22 protein-coding genes are annotated in these 16,011 nt (G+C 67.2%); 8 read left to right on the top strand and 14 right to left on the bottom strand.

Annotation, left to right across the window (positions count from 1 at the left end; genetic code table 11):
- Positions 1-6 precede the first annotated feature (6 nt).
- Genes AB0F72_RS08885 through AB0F72_RS08875 form a run of 3 tightly spaced genes read right to left on the bottom strand, consistent with a single transcriptional unit; the run spans position 7 to position 1,636 of the window.
- Positions 7-279 carry a hypothetical protein gene (locus AB0F72_RS08885; RefSeq protein ID WP_360427563.1) on the bottom strand — a complete coding sequence of 91 codons (273 nt, stop codon included), beginning with the start codon at positions 277-279 and terminating at the stop codon, positions 7-9.
- A complete protein-coding gene (locus tag AB0F72_RS08880; RefSeq protein ID WP_360427560.1) occupies positions 276-977 on the bottom strand; it encodes a hypothetical protein in 702 nt (233 codons plus the stop codon). The genes AB0F72_RS08885 and AB0F72_RS08880 overlap by 4 nt, the downstream gene beginning before the upstream one ends.
- A gap of 26 nt (positions 978-1,003) precedes the next feature.
- Complete coding sequence (locus AB0F72_RS08875; RefSeq protein ID WP_360427557.1) at positions 1,004-1,636, bottom strand: hypothetical protein; 633 nt, start codon at positions 1,634-1,636, stop codon at positions 1,004-1,006.
- Positions 1,637-1,680: 44 nt separating this feature from the next.
- On the opposite strand from AB0F72_RS08875, the gene AB0F72_RS08870 reads away from it, so the two are divergent.
- Positions 1,681-1,941, top strand: a complete 261-nt coding sequence (locus tag AB0F72_RS08870) for a hypothetical protein (protein WP_360427554.1) — start codon at positions 1,681-1,683, stop codon at positions 1,939-1,941.
- Between the two features lie 2 nt (positions 1,942-1,943).
- Here the strand turns inward: AB0F72_RS08870 and AB0F72_RS08865 are convergent, their stop codons facing one another.
- The 9 genes from AB0F72_RS08865 to AB0F72_RS08825 form a co-directional block, all read right to left on the bottom strand.
- Positions 1,944-4,316, bottom strand: coding sequence for a hypothetical protein (locus AB0F72_RS08865; protein WP_360427550.1), 2,373 nt, complete (start codon positions 4,314-4,316; stop codon positions 1,944-1,946).
- Between the two features lie 100 nt (positions 4,317-4,416).
- The gene (locus tag AB0F72_RS08860) at positions 4,417-5,937 is read right to left on the bottom strand and encodes a zinc ribbon domain-containing protein (RefSeq protein ID WP_360427546.1); all 1,521 of its coding nucleotides are present in this window, start codon (positions 5,935-5,937) and stop codon (positions 4,417-4,419) included.
- Entirely contained in the window at positions 5,937-6,308 is a 372-nt protein-coding gene (locus AB0F72_RS08855) for a hypothetical protein (RefSeq protein WP_360427543.1), read from the bottom strand. Before AB0F72_RS08855 ends, AB0F72_RS08860 begins: the two co-directional genes overlap by 1 nt.
- Before the next feature lie 26 nt (positions 6,309-6,334).
- A complete protein-coding gene (locus AB0F72_RS08850; protein WP_360427540.1) occupies positions 6,335-6,760 on the bottom strand; it encodes a hypothetical protein in 426 nt (141 codons plus the stop codon).
- Complete coding sequence (locus tag AB0F72_RS08845) at positions 6,747-7,073, bottom strand: hypothetical protein (protein ID WP_360427537.1); 327 nt, start codon at positions 7,071-7,073, stop codon at positions 6,747-6,749. The genes AB0F72_RS08850 and AB0F72_RS08845 overlap by 14 nt, the downstream gene beginning before the upstream one ends.
- Positions 7,070-7,312, bottom strand: coding sequence for a hypothetical protein (locus AB0F72_RS08840; protein ID WP_360427534.1), 243 nt, complete (start codon positions 7,310-7,312; stop codon positions 7,070-7,072). The genes AB0F72_RS08845 and AB0F72_RS08840 overlap by 4 nt, the downstream gene beginning before the upstream one ends.
- A 28-nt stretch (positions 7,313-7,340) precedes the next feature.
- The gene (locus tag AB0F72_RS08835; protein ID WP_360427531.1) at positions 7,341-7,766 is read right to left on the bottom strand and encodes a hypothetical protein; all 426 of its coding nucleotides are present in this window, start codon (positions 7,764-7,766) and stop codon (positions 7,341-7,343) included.
- A 58-nt stretch (positions 7,767-7,824) separates the two neighbouring features.
- A complete protein-coding gene (locus AB0F72_RS08830) occupies positions 7,825-8,856 on the bottom strand; it encodes a hypothetical protein (RefSeq protein WP_360427528.1) in 1,032 nt (343 codons plus the stop codon).
- Positions 8,853-9,944, bottom strand: coding sequence for a hypothetical protein (locus AB0F72_RS08825; protein ID WP_360427525.1), 1,092 nt, complete (start codon positions 9,942-9,944; stop codon positions 8,853-8,855). The genes AB0F72_RS08830 and AB0F72_RS08825 overlap by 4 nt, the downstream gene beginning before the upstream one ends.
- A gap of 70 nt (positions 9,945-10,014) precedes the next feature.
- On the opposite strand from AB0F72_RS08825, the gene AB0F72_RS08820 reads away from it, so the two are divergent.
- The 7 genes from AB0F72_RS08820 (at position 10,015) to AB0F72_RS08790 (ending at position 14,329) form a co-directional block, all read left to right on the top strand.
- Positions 10,015-10,311 (top strand): helix-turn-helix domain-containing protein, encoded by a 297-nt coding sequence (locus tag AB0F72_RS08820; protein ID WP_360427522.1) that lies wholly within the window; start codon positions 10,015-10,017, stop codon positions 10,309-10,311.
- 111 nt (positions 10,312-10,422) lie between these two features.
- Positions 10,423-11,949: an AAA family ATPase gene (locus AB0F72_RS08815; protein ID WP_360427519.1), complete on the top strand. Its 1,527-nt coding sequence runs from the start codon at positions 10,423-10,425 to the stop codon at positions 11,947-11,949.
- Between the two features lie 204 nt (positions 11,950-12,153).
- On the top strand, positions 12,154-12,615 hold the full coding sequence (locus AB0F72_RS08810) for an NADAR family protein (RefSeq protein WP_360427516.1): 462 nt from the start codon (positions 12,154-12,156) through the stop codon (positions 12,613-12,615).
- Between the two features lie 40 nt (positions 12,616-12,655).
- Complete coding sequence (locus AB0F72_RS08805; RefSeq protein WP_360427513.1) at positions 12,656-13,285, top strand: hypothetical protein; 630 nt, start codon at positions 12,656-12,658, stop codon at positions 13,283-13,285.
- Between the two features lie 29 nt (positions 13,286-13,314).
- The gene (locus AB0F72_RS08800) at positions 13,315-13,638 is read left to right on the top strand and encodes a hypothetical protein (protein ID WP_360427510.1); all 324 of its coding nucleotides are present in this window, start codon (positions 13,315-13,317) and stop codon (positions 13,636-13,638) included.
- A 116-nt stretch (positions 13,639-13,754) separates the two neighbouring features.
- Complete coding sequence (locus AB0F72_RS08795) at positions 13,755-13,934, top strand: hypothetical protein (RefSeq protein WP_360427507.1); 180 nt, start codon at positions 13,755-13,757, stop codon at positions 13,932-13,934.
- Positions 13,931-14,329, top strand: a complete 399-nt coding sequence (locus tag AB0F72_RS08790; protein ID WP_360427504.1) for a hypothetical protein — start codon at positions 13,931-13,933, stop codon at positions 14,327-14,329. Before AB0F72_RS08795 ends, AB0F72_RS08790 begins: the two co-directional genes overlap by 4 nt.
- Before the next feature lie 275 nt (positions 14,330-14,604).
- Here the strand turns inward: AB0F72_RS08790 and AB0F72_RS08785 are convergent, their stop codons facing one another.
- Complete coding sequence (locus AB0F72_RS08785) at positions 14,605-15,486, bottom strand: DUF5753 domain-containing protein (protein WP_360427501.1); 882 nt, start codon at positions 15,484-15,486, stop codon at positions 14,605-14,607.
- Positions 15,483-16,010 (bottom strand): DUF6879 family protein, encoded by a 528-nt coding sequence (locus tag AB0F72_RS08780; protein ID WP_360427498.1) that lies wholly within the window; start codon positions 16,008-16,010, stop codon positions 15,483-15,485. Before AB0F72_RS08780 ends, AB0F72_RS08785 begins: the two co-directional genes overlap by 4 nt.
- Between the last annotated feature and the right edge of the window lies 1 nt (position 16,011).

Genomic DNA, 16,011 nt, shown 5'->3' with positions numbered 1-16,011 from the left:
TCGGTCTTACTCGTGCCCGGCCTGCCGCAGCAGCTTGGTGATCCCGTCCCGCAGCCGCACCGCATCGTCCAGGCTCAGCCGGACACTCGCGTGCGTCATGTGCGCCGCCAGCAGCGTCAACCAGGTCGGCCCGTGACCGGTCCGCGACAGCCACGCCACCGCCTCACCGTCCTTACGCTGCACACCGGCACGCACACTCACGGACAGGTGCCGGCCGAGGGCCGAGTTCGGGTCGTCTTTGCGGCACCACGACGGATGGCCGGGGCGAGACTGGGTCATCGCCGCCGCCCCTTCTGGAGTCGCTTGCGGACCCGCCTGGCCGCGCTCCGTCGGCTCCACCGCCAGAACGGAAGCGGCACACCCGCCCACACCCACACCTCGAACACCAGGGCCGCCGGTATCGCGGCGAGCATGTTGGTCTGGGTGAACACGTTCTTCACCGCGAGAACAATCCAGGCGGCGAACGTGAGTGCCGCCCAGCCGATAGCGAGCCCGGTCAGGTGCTTGCGGCGCGAACTCCACGGCACACGCCGCACCGCCGCCGGGGGGCGCGCTATCGGCTGACCACCATCCCAGTCCAGGAGGCTGTCTCGGCGCCGCTCGTCAGCCGGAAGCCAGCGCGGCCGGCCCGCCGCGTCGTCGCGCTCGTGCCGCTGTTCGACCTGAACCCACTTCGGGATCTGGTGTGGGTTGTCCTCGTTCAGCAGGTAGTTCAGGCGGGGCCGAACCCCGGACGGCGGCTCCTGAATGAACCGGCGCTCCATCTCGTCCAGTTCAGCCTCCGTGCACATGCCTTCCCACAGCACCCGCGCCGAGCCGACAATCCGATCCGAGAACGGCTGGGTGTCGCGGTGCTGGTTCTCCCGTGCCCGGCCCTTCTGTCGGGTCTTGCCGACGTAGTCGTTCTCAACCAGCAGTCCGGTCTCATGGTCCAGGACGTCCAGGCCGTAGACGACACCCCGGTAGCGGGCGTCCATGCGGCGCCGGGCCGGATATGTGGCGGTCACGACTTGCCCTCAACGAGCAGGTAGCGGCCATGGCTTTCACGCCTGATCAGCCGGAATTGGTCCTTTAGCTCGTTCAGCAGGTTGTACACCTGCCGTTCGGAGTAGCCCGATGCTGATGCCAGCTCGCCGGGCCGGTTGACGCCACTCGCAATGAACTCAAGGATGCGCTTGTGCCCTGCACCGAGGGGCAATGTTGACAGCTTCGTAGCCCGGTGCTGCTGCCAGTCGGACAGCGCGGTAGCCGATTCGGCCACTGGAACAAATACAGGCACCGCAGGTTCCGGTCGCCACAGCGGCACCCCACGTACCCGGTCTCGGGCGAGCCGCTGCGCTACCGCAACCTCCGGCGGGATCCGACCTTCGTTTCCCTGGTTGAAGCTCACGTTGTAGCGGGGCTTCATCGCGAAGATTGACCACTGTTCGACTTGGTCTAGTTCGCTATCGGTCCATGACCCTGCGGCGATGATGTACGCCGACCCAACGATGATGTCCGCCCACGGCTGCTCGTCGCGATGCGTGAACTCCCGAGACCGTAGGCCCTGCCGGGTTTGGCCGACATAGCCAAGTTCGATGCTCGACAGCGTGAACGGGTCGAGGGTTCGGAACCCGTAGACGATTGCTTCGGTCATGACGCCACCTCGCCGGAACGCGATCGGATAGCTACCCTGAGCGCATGGCCTACGCAGACGATGTCCAACGAGTCCTCCACCCGGAACACATCCGCGAACTCGTTGAGCAGGCCTACACCTACTTCACCGAAGCGAACCGGCTCACCGAGGAAGCCGCCCGCAGAGACCGGGACAACGGGCGTGCCCTCGAAGAACGCACCCGCCGGATCGCCGAAGTCCACCAGCGCGGATGGGACCAGGTCGCCCGCGCCATCAACGACGGCTTCCGCGACGTCGCACAGGCCATCCGCGACAGCAACCGCTGACCTCACTGCGCCTCACTCAGCTCGGCGATCCGCTCCACCTGCTCCATCGCCTCCCGCAGCTTCTCCTGCTGCTCGGCGCGGGCCTGCGGAGACAACTCGTACCGGCCGTCGCGGGCGGTGACCTTGCCCTGCCCGCGTAGTACATTCAGGACGTCCCGCACCGCCAGCACCGACGCATCGACTTCGGCGCCGCGCAGGGCCGCGTCCAGGCCGTTCATGTCCAGCGGCTCCTCGGCCTGCTCCAGCGCCCACCACACCATCGTGTGCAGGAACTCATCCGACCGGTCCGCCTTCACCGGCGCCGCCGCGTCCGCATCCGGAATCCACAGCGTGTCGTCGGGGTGCTCGTTGCCCATGAACTCCACCCAGTCCGCGTACTCCTTCCCGAACGCCGCCAGCGTCTCCGCAGGCAGCACACCAGGAAACCCGATCGGCTGGTTGTCGCCGTCGCGGATGTAGTCGTACAGGTCCGGCTCACCGTTCTCATTGAACGGCCCGCACATGGTCCGCGACAGCATCGGCTTCTTCTCCCGCGCCGACAGAATGTAGGCGGCGCCCGGCACCTCCGGAATGAACTTCGGGTCGGCGGGCAGCCGGCCGTTGAACGCGGTCGGCCCGGACAGGCTGTTCGCGGTCCGCCCACACCACACGAACCCGCCGGTCAGCATGTCCCGCAACGCCATCGACCCGCCCAGGTCGGTGAGCAGCGGCGTGTGCGTCGCGATCCGCAACTTCATCCCGCACTTACGGAACATCCGGCCCCCGGCGGTGACCAGGGCCGCGAACTCGCGGATCGCCAGGAACTCGTGGGCCTCATCGATGGTGAGGAACAGCATCGGCCCCTCGACGAGCGGATTCCACCACTTGACGCCGCGCCGCTGACGGCCCCGCCCGTCCGTCCACTTCTTGTGCGACAGGTACTTGTTGCGGCGCAGCATCTCCCGCCGGAACGCCCGCACCAGCATCATCGCCTCGTCGGCTGTCGACGCGACCGGCGCGGCGAGGTCGTCGGCGAACGCCCCGAACGACTGCCCTTCCTGCGGGTCGATGAGGAAATCCGCAACGATGCCCCGTCCTTCGTGCTGCGCCCACCGGCCGATCGCGAACGCCAACTCCAGCGCCGACGACTTCGCCGCACCGGTGGTGCCGATGAACAGTTCGTGCGGGGAACCCCAGCCAGGCCGGTACAGCTCGTACATGCCGTAGCTGCCATCCACATACCGCACGAACGGGGCCAGCCCGGTCGTGGCGTCAACCGACTCGGGGCCGGTCCACAGCGTGACCTCTTTGATGACGGACGTCTTCTGCACCAGCAGCTCACACTTGTTCTCGTCTTCGCCGTCCGGGACCAGCGACACCATCGCCGCCGTCACCGAATAGGCGGATGCGATCTTCTTCTTCGCGGCGAGGTACGCGTCCGAGTCGAACACGCCGGGCGGGCCGACGATCGTTGCCTTCCAGCCGCCGCGGATCTTCTGCCAGCCGACCAGCTGCGCGCCCGGCAGTTTCCCGTTCCCGGTGGCTTTGATCGGGGTGGTGCCGTCGGTGGCCATGCCGATGATGTCACCGACATGCTGGGCGACAACGGTGCGCCAGATGTGCAGGATCCGCTGCTCGTCCTTGTCGACCTGCGGTTCCGGCTCGGCGGCCTGCGTCTCGGCGATGTGCGGCGCCGCAGCGGGGCGGGTGCGCAGCGACTTCAGGTAGGTGGCGGCGGGCGGCGCCCACGGCAGCAGCGCCAGCAGCCATGCCACCGAGCCGGCCGTGGTGGACGGGTCGAGGCCGAGGGCGGCGACCGCTGCAAGCCAACCCGTCCCACCGGCAGCGACATACCCGGCCTTACGGGCGGCTGCGTCGATCGCGTCCCGCAGGCGGCGGCCGTACACGTCGTCGCCCGCTTCGAGGTCGCCGCGGCGGATGGCGTTGCGGATGGCGCGCATCCGCCAGGTACGCCGGGTTGCCTCGAACGCAACCGGCACCGCCGCCGCAACACCCCACGCGGGGATGTTGGCGGCGTCCACGGCCAGGCCGGCGGCGGCCATGCCCGGCAGCGCCCACATCGGGCGCAGCGGCTTCTCGCACACATCCCAGATCTGGCGGTACGGCAGCAGCGGCGGCGACTTCAGCACGTGCGGGCGCATCCGCTGGCCGGGGTGCACTGAACAGACCGGCAGCTTCGAATAGTTAAGTGGCTTCCAGGTCGGCGGCACGTTGTCGTGGCAGCGGGGGCATTCGAACGGCCGACCGTTGATCTCCCCCTCGGTGTTCACCGGCACCTCGATCCGGGAGTGCCGTCGCCGATTGGCCGCGTCGAAGTACACCGTCGACATGCGGGAACCAGGCGTGCCCGGCCCGGTCTGGGTGGGTGCGGTCATGGCATTGCTCCTTGCGAGGGTTCGGGCGGGGAAAGGTGGTTGGCGTTGCGCGCCACCGCACGGAGCCGCACTCGGTCGGCTCCGACGGAAACGGGCAACGTCAGGCAGCGCCGGACGCGGCCAGGAACCGGGAGTCGCCGGCCAGGTGCTGCTGCACGGTCGTGTTCGCGTCGCCGTACTTCTCGACGATCGAGGCGCGGGCTGCCGCGGTGGCGGCCAGCGCGGCTTCCGCGTTGCTGACCTGCTGCAGCGCGTCGGCCTCCATGCCTTCGAGCTGGGCGAAGATCTCGTCCACGCGGTTGGGTGGCATCGAGTCGGCGATCGTGCCAGTCGCGGCGACGGTCTCCTGATCCACGTTCAGGACGTGGAGGTGCTGGTGCACCAGGCCGGCGGCCTCGGCGGCCGGCCGGTACGACGCCTGAGTGTCACCGATCGCCGCCTTCGCTTCGCGGACCTTGTCGAGGGCCTGCTGCGCCTGCTCCAGGTGGGTCTGCTGCGCGGCCTCGATCTTGTCGAGTTCGACGATGGCGGTCTCGTAGTTGACGGCCTCGCCGGTAGGGACGCCTACTGCTGCTGCTTCGGTCATGGACTGCTCCTTGTCGTTGGTGTCGGAGGGTGCATTGCTGTCGCTGAACGCCACCGGGATCCAGCCGCACTGCGGGCAGTGGGCCTTGAGTCGGTCGTCGTCGGGAATGTCGGCGCCGTGCACGCGACCGAAGTAGTCGACCGGCGTACCGCAGCGGGGGCAGTCGAAGGCACGGCCGTCAGGGATAGGCAGCGGCGTGTACTGGCCTTCACGGTGCCTGTCCGCACAGGCCCAACAGCCGGGCTGGAGGCAATCGTTGCCGAGCTCGTGCGCCATCTCAATGCCGGTTTCGGTGAGGGCGGCGCGCTCACGATCCCAGTCGATGCGCTCTTCTTCTTCCTCGTTGGCCGCCGTGTCGTGGGCCGGTGCCGAACCGGGGGTTTCGAGTCTGCCGTTGCCCGGCTTGGTGTTGGCCGGCGGCTCGTTGAACTCGTCGACCATGCGGCCCCGGCCGCCGTGCACGGAGTCGATGTGCCGCTGCGCGGCGGCATCGGATTCGTCCTGCGTCGCGTAGCCGCCCTCGGTGGCGTCGCACTTCGAGCACTCCCAGAAGTGCGAGACCCGGTCAGCCACATCCAGGTCGCCGTCCGCATCCGGGTCCGGCTGGTCGGTGTCGCGGTTCTCGCCGACCGGCTCCCACAGCAGTCGACCCAGCCGCACTGCCCGCTGCTTCCACGACGGACGGACCTTGCGGGCCGGGCGCTGCTCGACGGCGGCCTGCTTGTCCTCCGACTGCTGGGCTTGCTTCTCTGCTCGCCGCCGGTCGTGGGCGCTGATCACATCGGTGAGGGCGTCACCCCAGTACACGGCGGCAACATCGCGCAGCCGCGGCTTGCCCGCCGTGTACCGGTCGCTGGTGCGGTCGGCTTTCAGCCGGGCCCGTTCCGCCCGCACCTTCTCCCGCTCAGCGCGCAGCCGGGCGCGCTCCACATGCGGCGGGGTGTTGCCGGTCAGGGTGGCGATCACATCCTGCGCCACCCTGCCGCCGGTGAAGACGCCCGCCAGCAGCATGCAGACGATCAGTTCGAGTCCCATCAGCGGCTCGTCCGCGGCATCGTCTTCTGACCGACGAACACGGCGATCGCACCGACGATGACCGCGGTGAAGATGGCGGTCGTGCCGGCCATCTCGCCGAGCGGCTCGGACGCCCAGTTCCAGAGGCTTGTCATCCAGCCGCCGACGGTCTCGGCGAAGGTGCCGTTCATACCGACCAGCAGCGACGGCAGGCCGATCGCGACGAGGACCGCGTACTGGTTGGGGGTGCGGTCCTTGGCGATGTCGACGACCAGGGCGATGATGCCGCCGACGCAGATCAGGACCATCATCATGGTCGGGTTGGTAGCGGCCAGTCCGGCACCGGCGATGATCGCGGCGACGAATCCGGCCCAGGCGAGGAACTTCATCATGGTGGTGGGTCCTTTCCAGGGGTGGGTTAGGCGAGCCAGATGGTGATGCCGGCGACGGCCAGCGGGGTGAGGTAGAGCAGACGGGCGGGGTGGGCGAGCATCCAGGCCACGAACAGCAGCGGGGTGATCACCGCGAGGGCGATGTGGTTGTACACGCACCAGGCAGCCCACAGCCCGGCGTTCGCGGCGGCCACCTGCTCCCGGTCCGGGATTCGCTGCTCCCACAGGGCGCGGACGGTGACACCTTCGGCATCCCACAGCCACGCGTCGCGGAAGTCGGCAGCCACAGCAGTGCCAGCAGCGCCTAGCCACGACGGTCCGGACTCGGTTGCCACGTCCGCGTCGTAGGTCCGATCCGTCGCGGTGGGCTCCGCAACCGGCGTGACGACGGGCGGCGCCGGCGCCGGTTTCGCGGCCGGGATGACTCCCGCGAACGCCTCAGTGATCGACATCAGGGTTCACCTCCTCAGGCGGGTCCACGAACTGCTGGGCGATGTCGGCCCGAAGTTCGGTCAGTGCTTGGTGCACGAGATCCCAGGCGGCGACCTCCTGATCACGGGGCAGGCGGCGGATGTCGGCGCGGATCCTGTCCCACAGGCCCACGGCCGCACCCCATTTGCTGTCACTCTGCGTGGCCGTTAAGATCGCGCGCGCGCAGGCCTGCGGGCCTGCAGGCCTGCCCCCGCCCTCTCCTTTGCCGTCTGGGGCATCTGCGGTCCGCTCGAAGGCGGTCGCGATGCCCGGCGGGGTTCCGTCATTCGTCACTGTGCGTTCTCCTTGTCGGCGGCTTCTGCGGCTTGCGCGATCGTCAAGGCGAGCCGGGTACGGGCATCTTCAGGCAGGTCGTCGCAGACCGCTTTCGCGTACTGGCAGGCCTGCTGCAGGCGCTGCCGGCCGGTCTGCGCTTTGCGGATCTCGGCGGTGAAGAAGACGAGCCGGTTCTGCCGGGTGCGCTGTGCGCGGGTTGCGCGCCGCTGCTCGAACGTGGTTCCGCGTACCGCCACCAACAACTCCTTTCCTTGTTCGCGCTGGTCAGACGTTGCGAGCCGGGGTGCGCAGCATGACGATCGCCCCAATCACCGCAGCCACGTAGGCAGCCGGGATGGCGACCGGCACGTACGCCGGATCGTTGAGGGCGGTGAACGCCAGGCCAGTGAGGGCGCCGGCAAGCAGGAACAGCGACCCGAACGTGTTGATCTGCTGGTCGCGGGCCGGGCCGGTCGGCTGAGCGGTCGCGGCGTGGCGCCGCTCCATTACGGCGCCAGCGTCGACGAGCCTCTGCCGGATCTCGGTCAGCTCCATGGGAAGCGGCTCGGCCGCGCGTTGCGTGACGGATGTGAACTCGTCGGTGAAGACCAGGAGCGGCTGCAGTTCATTCTTGCCGGCGCCAGTCGTTCCCTGGATGAACTCATCCTCGGCGAAAGCCAGGATCGACGGCATGTTGTCAGTGGTGGTCATCGGGTCTCCTCGGTGAGAGTCGGGTGGGTGCGGTTGGCGGGTACCGGTTGGCGGCGGTTCACTCGTTGACCGCCTTACCGTTCGCGGCCTTCTCGGTGACTGCGGTAAGCCACAAGTCGATGAGCTTCGGGGCGCGTCCGAGGCCTACACCGGTGAGGGTGCGGACCGCGTTCTGCGACCACTCGTGGTTCGGGTCGGAGTGGGCGGTAAGCATCATCTGAACTGCGTCTTCGTCGCTAAGCCAGGACTTACCGGTGCCCGCCTGGCGGCCGTTACCGGTAGCCCGGTTGCGGTAGGCGGTAAGGCTTACCGCCCCGGCTGCGGCTCGCGCCTCGGTGAGGGCTTCCCGGTGCTTCTCCCGGAGTCGGCGCACCGCCTCTTCGTGCTCGGCGGTAAGTGTGTCCCGTTGATCGGTGAGGGCTTTCCGCAGAGACGCGATCTCGTTCTCGTACCGCTCACCGGTGAGGGCGAGTTCGGTCTTCGTGCGATCGGCGTGATGCCCGACGGCGGTAAGCCGTTCGGTAAGCGATTCGAGTTCGGTGCGGGCGGCGGTTAGCTCCGCGGTGCGGGCTCGCAGGGCCGATTCGGTTTCGGCAAGGTGGGTACGCCGGTCGGCATCGGACTGTTCCGCCGCCGCGAGCGCGCGGGCTTTCATCTCGATCGCGGCCGAGACTTTCCGCTGGAAGTAGGACGCGGCTTCGACAACGAAGAACAGCAGGAGCGGCCCGGCAGTGTGGACGCCGACACCAACCCAGTCGGGTCCGCCAGCGGCGATCCAGCTGGACGCGGTCTGCAACGCCCAGGTGATGCCGCCGGACACCCAGCGCAGGGTGCCGACCCATCCGGCTTTGATGCCGAGTTGGGCAAGGACGGGTGTGGCGATGAGGCCGACGACGAGGGCGGCGTCGGCGGCGAGGGACAGCATCCAGGCGACGCCTGCGGGGATGCCGTGGGCGGTGGCGAGGCCGTAGACGATCGGCGTCCCGTAGATCATGACGAAGATCGCGACGGCCCAGGCGACCCAGCCGACTTGCTGGGTGCGCTTTTTGAGTCGGTCGAGGTCTTCGGCGAGATGCTGGCGGCTGTTCATGCCCACACCCCCTCAGTGCTGGTCTGCTCTGCGTCAGCCGAGAAGTACTTCAGCTCCATGGCAAACTCCACGGCGCGGTCGTAGCCGACCTCGTGGAAGTACTCCTTGCGAGTGCGGCGGCTGACTTTGACGCACTGGTTGATGAGCCGCGTCTCGTTGTTCTTGAAGTTGCTGTGCGCCGGGGAGATCCAGTAGTTGGTGATGTGGACACCGAACGCGTCAGCTTCGGCACGGTGTTGCCCGAAGCGGCGTTTCGGATCTTCGGTCTGACCGACCTTGACCGTGTTGGTGTCGAACCCGATGACGTAGAGGTAGCCCTCGCCCGCGGGCGGCCGGCGCAGTTTGAACCCCATCCGTCGGGTTCTGATGTGCTTCTTGAAGGTGGCGCGCGATCGGCTTTCCTGCTCCGCCTGCTCGGCCGCCGTACGCACGTTGTCCGGTGCCGACTCGGCCATGTGCCACAGCGCCTGCTGGTATCCGTGCCGCCAGCCAGCGTTGATGCACATCCAGGCCACGAAGACCGCCAGGAAGCAGCCGAGGAACGCGAGAACCTGGAACGTCTGGTCGGTTAGCGGCGCGTTCACCCACACTCCGCTGACGAAGATCGCAGCGAACGGCAGAAGAGCCAGCCACGGCATTCCGCTCAGGTCCAGCCTCTTGTCGACGTTCTCGCTCTGCTTCTGGTAGGTGCGGATGATCAGGCTTGCGTCGTCAATCCGTGCCTGGTCGTTGTAGTGCTCTCGGAGCATCTGCACTCGGACACGGGAGTTGAGACCTGTCCGGAAGATGCCGGGCGACTGGATGTTCAGCAAGTCCCAGACGGTTTTGCGGATCCGCTGTTGACGCTGGCGCTGAGGGCTAGTGAACTCCGCCAGGTTGAGCTTGACCCGAAGTGGCGCTACCTGCGGTACAAGCAGGTTCATCGGCCGGTTCCCATAGCACCGCTCAGCCGATCGGCGGAGGTCCCGTGCGGGGCCAGCGCCAACCATGATCCGGGTGCGCTCGATCCATCCCTGTCCGGCCACCGGTTGGGTGGCGGGTGCGGGGATGTCGTCGGGGCGCAGCAGAGCGGACACGGGGATGGGCATGTCGACAAGTAAACCACAACTTGTAACCGCTTGCTAGTAACTTGTAGGTCCACTGCTGTAACCTGCCCACATGACACTCGCCGTCCCCGAAACGGGCATCGCGCCGGAGGTCGCCGAACTCGTTGACCGACTCCGCGCCAACAGGCTGCCCCCGCCACACGAACGACGCGCCATCAGAAAACGCGCCGACGCCACCCTCGACGACGTGGCCGCAGCCCTCGGCGTCACCAAGATGACCGCCAGCCGCTGGGAACGCGGACTCCGCCGACCGCAGGGCCAGAACCGCGCTGCGTACCTCGGCCTCCTGCGAGCGCTGGCCGGGATCGACGACCTGCCCGGCGGCCAGCCGCAAACGCTCCACCAATGACGACGGCCGCGGTGCGCGAACACCACGGCCGTCTCGTCACGCCCACGTACGCGATTACGGAGCTGACTCCTTGACGTTAGAACACCAACCCGATCCGGCGGGAGGTGGCACGTGACACTCCCCCGCCAGGACGCACGAGCCAAGCCCCGTAACGATCCGCCGGCCAGTGCGATCGACCCCGCCGTCTCCAACCCTGCCGCGCTGAGAATCGACGAGCAGACGGTGCTGGGCTGGTTCCTGCACGCCGCCAACCACACCGATGCCCGCGCCTGTACCGACGTGATCGGGGTGCGGCACTTCTACAACCCCGCCCATCAGGAGATCTACTCGCTGATCCTGGTGCACGCCGGGGCACCGAACATCCTTGCGCTGGTCACCGCAGACCTGTCCGGCCCGAACATGCTGCGCTCGATCCGGGCCCTGCCGGGCGGTGTCGCCAGCTACCTGTCCGAGTGCATGGAGTACGCGCACCTGCTCGGACCTCACGAACTCGGCTTCCACATGGGCCGGGTGATCGAGGCCCACCAGCGACGGCGGCGGTTCGAGATCCACGCCCGCGCCACGAAGGCGCTCGAAGCCGACGACCTGGACGCCTACGAGGCGGCACAGGACGAGATGCGGGACCTCGCGAACCCTGCCGCCAGCGACTCCGAGGACCGATTCCCGGAGATCGACTGGGATGAGGCGTTCGCCATCGACTTCTCGCAGATGGACTGGCTGCCGGGCCGGTTCATGGAACGCGGCCAGCAGGTCACCGTCGTCGGTGACGGGAAGGTCGGCAAGTCGCTGTTCCTGCTCGACTGGGTTGTTCGCGCCGTCACCGGCCGGGCCTTTCTCGGCGACGACCCGCGCCCACCGATCCGGGTGCTGTACTTCGACCGGGAGAACAGCCTCCGCGACATCGTGACCCGCGCCCGCGCGCTCGGCGCCTCACCTGATGATCTGCGCGGCCGGCTGATGTATCGACAGTTCCCCCGCTTCTCTGGCGCACTGGATGAGTCGTCGACGGCGGCCCGCGAGTTCCTAGGCATCGTCGACGCGGTGATGCCGGACGTGGTCATCCTCGACACGGCGTCCCGGTTCATCGCCGGGAAGGAGAACGACGCGGACACGTGGCTGCAGCTGTACCAGTTGATCCACGCCCCACTGAAGGCTCGGGGTGTCGCCTGTGTCCGGCTGGACCACTTCGGCAAGGACTCGGATCGCGGATCACGTGGATCGTCGGCGAAGACCCAGGATGTGGACCACGTGTGGGAGATGCGCCGGGTCGACGAGCGCAAGCAGCTGCTCGGTGACGTGGAGCGGGTGGCGACCACGATTTCGATGCGGCGCACGCACACCCGGTCGGGGCTGGGTGAGGACGAGTTCACGATCGTCCGCCGGGGCGAGAAGCGACGGGGCGGCATGTGGCTGGACGGCCGGACGGGGCATCAGCTGGCCGAGGCCGGTGCCTTGGACTCGATCCGTGCCGAAGTTGATCGGATCGTCGATGACCTGCTGGCTAAGAGCGTCCCCCCGAACTTGGGCCGCGACAGGCTGAAGGGCTGGATGACGTTGAAGCAGATTCCGACGTTCAACAACGCTCTGATGGCGGATGTGGTGCGCGAGTTGAAGGTCCGGCAGGGGGACCTTTCATGATCAAAACCTGTCCTGAGACCTGTCCCGCCAAGATCTGTCCCCAAGATTGTCCCGACCTGTCCCGGATATCGAAGAATCCCCAGCTAGGGCCTGTCCTGATCTTGTCCCGAACCTGTCCCCGCAACCTCAATGTGGCACCTGTCCTCTCCCCTCCTCTCTAAGGAGAGGACAGGGGACAGGTCAGCCGGACGGAAGGAGAACAGCGTGAGCACCGAGACCGCTAACGCCATCACCGAGTTCCGCAACGAATGGGCGTTCCTGTCGAACTTCCACAAGGCTCCGCTCACCTGGGAAGGCCTCCACTACCCGACCAGTGAGCACGCCTTCAACGCCGGCAAGACCACCGAAGCGGACTTGCGCCGCTGGATTGCCGCCGCCAACACCCCGCGTGAGGCGAAGCGCCGGGGGCACCAGGTGCGCTTACGGGATCACTGGGACGATGAAATCCGCTACCAGGTGATGCGGGCCGTTCTGCGAGCAAAGTTCGCGCCAGTTCCCGGTCGCGTCCAGGCGCTGCTCAGCACAGGCTCCGTCGATCTCGTCGAGGGCAACACGTGGCACGACATGCACTGGGGCAAGTGCACCTGCTCCCGCCATGGGGGCATGGGCGACAACTACCTCGGCAGGTTCCTCATGGACCTACGCGCCGAGCTGGGCGGGGTCTGACCGATCGCGCAAGCCCCCCGACTTCACGGATGGAGAAATCATGACCATGCCTGACGAGTCCCAGATCCGACACCTTTCGGGTGACGACATCGATACGTTTCGTGATGGCAACAGTTCAGAGACGGGGGTACCGGTGAGTGCGACTGTCCAGCCGCCGATCGGACGGTTTTCAACTCGTCCGGACAGCACGGCCGCGCGGCCGTACCGTGCCACGATGACCATCAGTGCCAACTCTGTGATCGCAGCCATAGATGTTCGACGTCCCGGCCTTTCCGAAACCAAACGCAACCTGCTGCTGTACTTCTGCCAAGGCCACCAACTGGCCCACAGCGGCGACGCCCTGTTCGGCGAAGCCCTCTTCGCCACCGACAACGGCGTCGACCTCGATGAACCTGCCGACAAGGACACCGGCGAGCCGCTGAGTCCGGGGCAGCTCAACACCATTGCTGACGCGTTAGAACGCTACGGCGACCTGTCCCCGGCCGACCTGCGCACCCTTGTGCAGGCGTCCGTGCCATGGCAGCTGGCGATCAAGTCGACGCTGGGACCCCGCATCGAATGGGCGTGGTTGCGCGACTGGTTCCGCCGGCCGGACGAGGTCAACGATCCGGAGGATGACCGGCCGACGCAGGCGAGAGTGGCTGCCTGGCAGGCCGGGCGAGCTAACTAGCAAGTTTCGACCTCATCAGGGGGAATCGCATGAGCAACCCGGATAGATCGTGGACGCTTGACGGATTCCCGGAACGGGTTGTGCACCCGGACGGCGATCCCCCTGATGAGGTCCAGAAGGCGTACGAGGCGTGGTTGGAGACGCGGCGCATCAACCCGCGGCGTGGCGCCCGGCGGCTGCAAGGCGACGACATCCGCTACACGGCGGAGGTGCCCGGCGCCCACTATGTGAATCAGGCCGGCGGCTGGCAGCTGATGTGCGACTACGACGTCGATGAGGGCAACTGGTCGGTGCGGGGGCGGGCCGTGTACGTCGGTATGGGCTACGTGGAAGCCGGTGATCTCGACGGCTAGGTGGTGCGGCGCCTGCCTGGCCGAGCACCGGCCGGCCGCCGGGTGGGTGCGGAAGATGGCACGCACGTTCGAGCGCGGGTCTCCCCTGTTCGTCGCCGCGACGGTACCCTCGGGGCATGGAGCAGGACACCAGTTCGAAGCTCAGTGTGGACGAGATCCACGAGCGGATGGGCATGACCGTCACCGAAGAGGGCAAGGCCCGTGCCCGGCGGCGGCGGCTTGAGTCCGCGGCGGCACACCACGACCCGGAGGCGAACGCCGCGTTCCTGGCGAGCCTGCGCACCCGGACCGCATGACCCTTCCTCGCGACGTCTGCCTGGTGTTCGACACCACCGCCATCACGTCGTGGGTTCGCGGCTCGATCGCGGTCGGGGAAACCCTTGCCGAGATCGCCGACGACAACGGTGCTGTTCTCATCCCGCTCTGGTGCCTGGTCGAGGCCGGACACGACATCGGCATGATCGACCGGGAGCGCCTTGACCTGCTGCTGGCGCACGCGGCGACGTTCCTGATCGTCGACGACGGTGAGGACTGGGAGATGCTGGTCGGCATGCGGGCACTGACCGGCCGGCACGACTGCGCGGCAGCGGCGCTGCTGGCAGTGGAGATGAACGTTGATGTGATGACCCGCCACCCGGACTGGTATCAATCGGTCCGCAACGGCCAATTGACGCTGCTGATCGAGGATTGACTTCATCCGAGCGATAAACGGTTGGGTATTTGCTCTCGGTATTGCTGCGGTTGTAGCGCACCTCCCGGTGCGAAGTCCTACCAGGTCGGCTCGACGGTGTCCGGTCCGAATCGGCACACGTTCGGCGGGCTGACCGACGCGGCGTTCCGGATGGTGCCGCTCCTTGAGGCTGGCCGGGATGGTGTCTGGCCCTGGCTCATGAGCGTCCACGAGTCGTAGCCACAGACACAGGAACGCCCCCATGCCGCACTGGCTGGGGGCGTTCGTCGTGCAGGTCAGACCGACGGGAACTCTTCCATGATCCGTCGGATCAGCTCGCGGGCATCGTCGCCTTCGATCGCGTCCCTCCAGTGCGTCTCGTAGGTCTCGATGAACGTCCGGGCCTCGTCGCCCTTGTACGGCTGGTCGCGAAGCGGGGTTTCAAGGACCGCGGTGTCGTCGTAGAGCATGAAGCCGCTTTGCGGCACCGAGTGGATGCGCCGCATCAGTGGGATGATCCCGAACCGCTTCACGTTTGGCAGCGACATCGCCGACATGAGCTGGTACAGCTGGGCGCGCATGACGGGCGGGTCCACCACGGTCATGCGCAGCGCCGCTTCCGACAGCAGGAACTCGAACTCTTTGCCGGGCGCGTACAGGAACTGGGCCCTGCTCACCCGCTTCTGCACTGAAGCCTCAATGCTGGGCAGACCGCCGGGAATGGCGGCGTCCAGGTCGACGAACAACTGCCGCGCGTACTCGGGGATCTGCAGGATGCCGGGGATGACACCGGTCTGGAAGATCCGGAACCTGGTCGTGTCCGCGTACAGCCGCAGGTACTGGTCCTGGACCTCAACACGGCCCGATTCCCGCAGGTGCTGCTTCCAGGTGCGCTGCGACGCCTTCAGGTCGGCGAGCAGCTGCAGGGTTTCGTCGCGACTTTCCTCAGACTCCCCTGCAGCCTGCGCCCAGTTGCGGATGTCATCGGCGGTGGGCAGGCGGCTGGTTCGGGACAGGCTGAGGGTGCGGGACACCTTGTCCTCGGCCCAGCCGAGTGCTTGTCCCATCTCCTTCTGCAGTTTCCCGGCAGCTTCCATCGAACGGATCATCCGGTCCTTGATGATCCGTTCAAGGCGTTCGGCGGCCTTGTTGTGTTCGGCCAGCCAGTCGTCTGTCATGCGTTCTCTCCTCGCGTCGTGTGGACTGCGAGGTCCCACCACGCGCGAGCCCGGTTGAGCTCTGGTTCGTCGGTTACGAGTTCCGTGTGGATGCGGCGGCCCTCCGGGTTATGGGTGAGCACCACGAGTCGTTCATCATCGAACAGCCACCAGTCGCGGGCGGCGACGCCGAGCAGGCCGGCGCTGTCGGCTTGGGCGACGGTCAGGTAGTCGATGCGGTCGCCGGCGGCTTCATATTCGGCGCTGACGACTTTCGCCCATCGCTGGTAGTCGGTGGGCGGGTCTTGGTGGATGCGGATGCGGTGCAGGTGGATGCCGTGCGCCGCGCGCTGCCTAGTGCGTTCCAGCCAGGCCTTGGTGCCGGGGATTTCCGGTCCGGGTTCGGGTTTGGCGGCGAGCCACCATTCGAACGATGCACGCTCACTGGCAACCCAGTAGTGGGGCTGGAGTTCGGCGCGGAGTGCGCTTCGCGTCCAGCCTTCAACCTGCTGCTGGAATTCGGTGTCGGTGAGCGTGCGTCGCATC

Origin of the sequence: Actinoplanes sp. NPDC023936, from assembly GCF_040639325.1 — a bacterium.
Lineage (GTDB): Bacteria > Actinomycetota > Actinomycetes > Mycobacteriales > Micromonosporaceae > Actinoplanes.
Note: the sequence above shows the minus strand (reverse complement) of the source record. Positions and strands in the feature narration are given on the sequence as shown.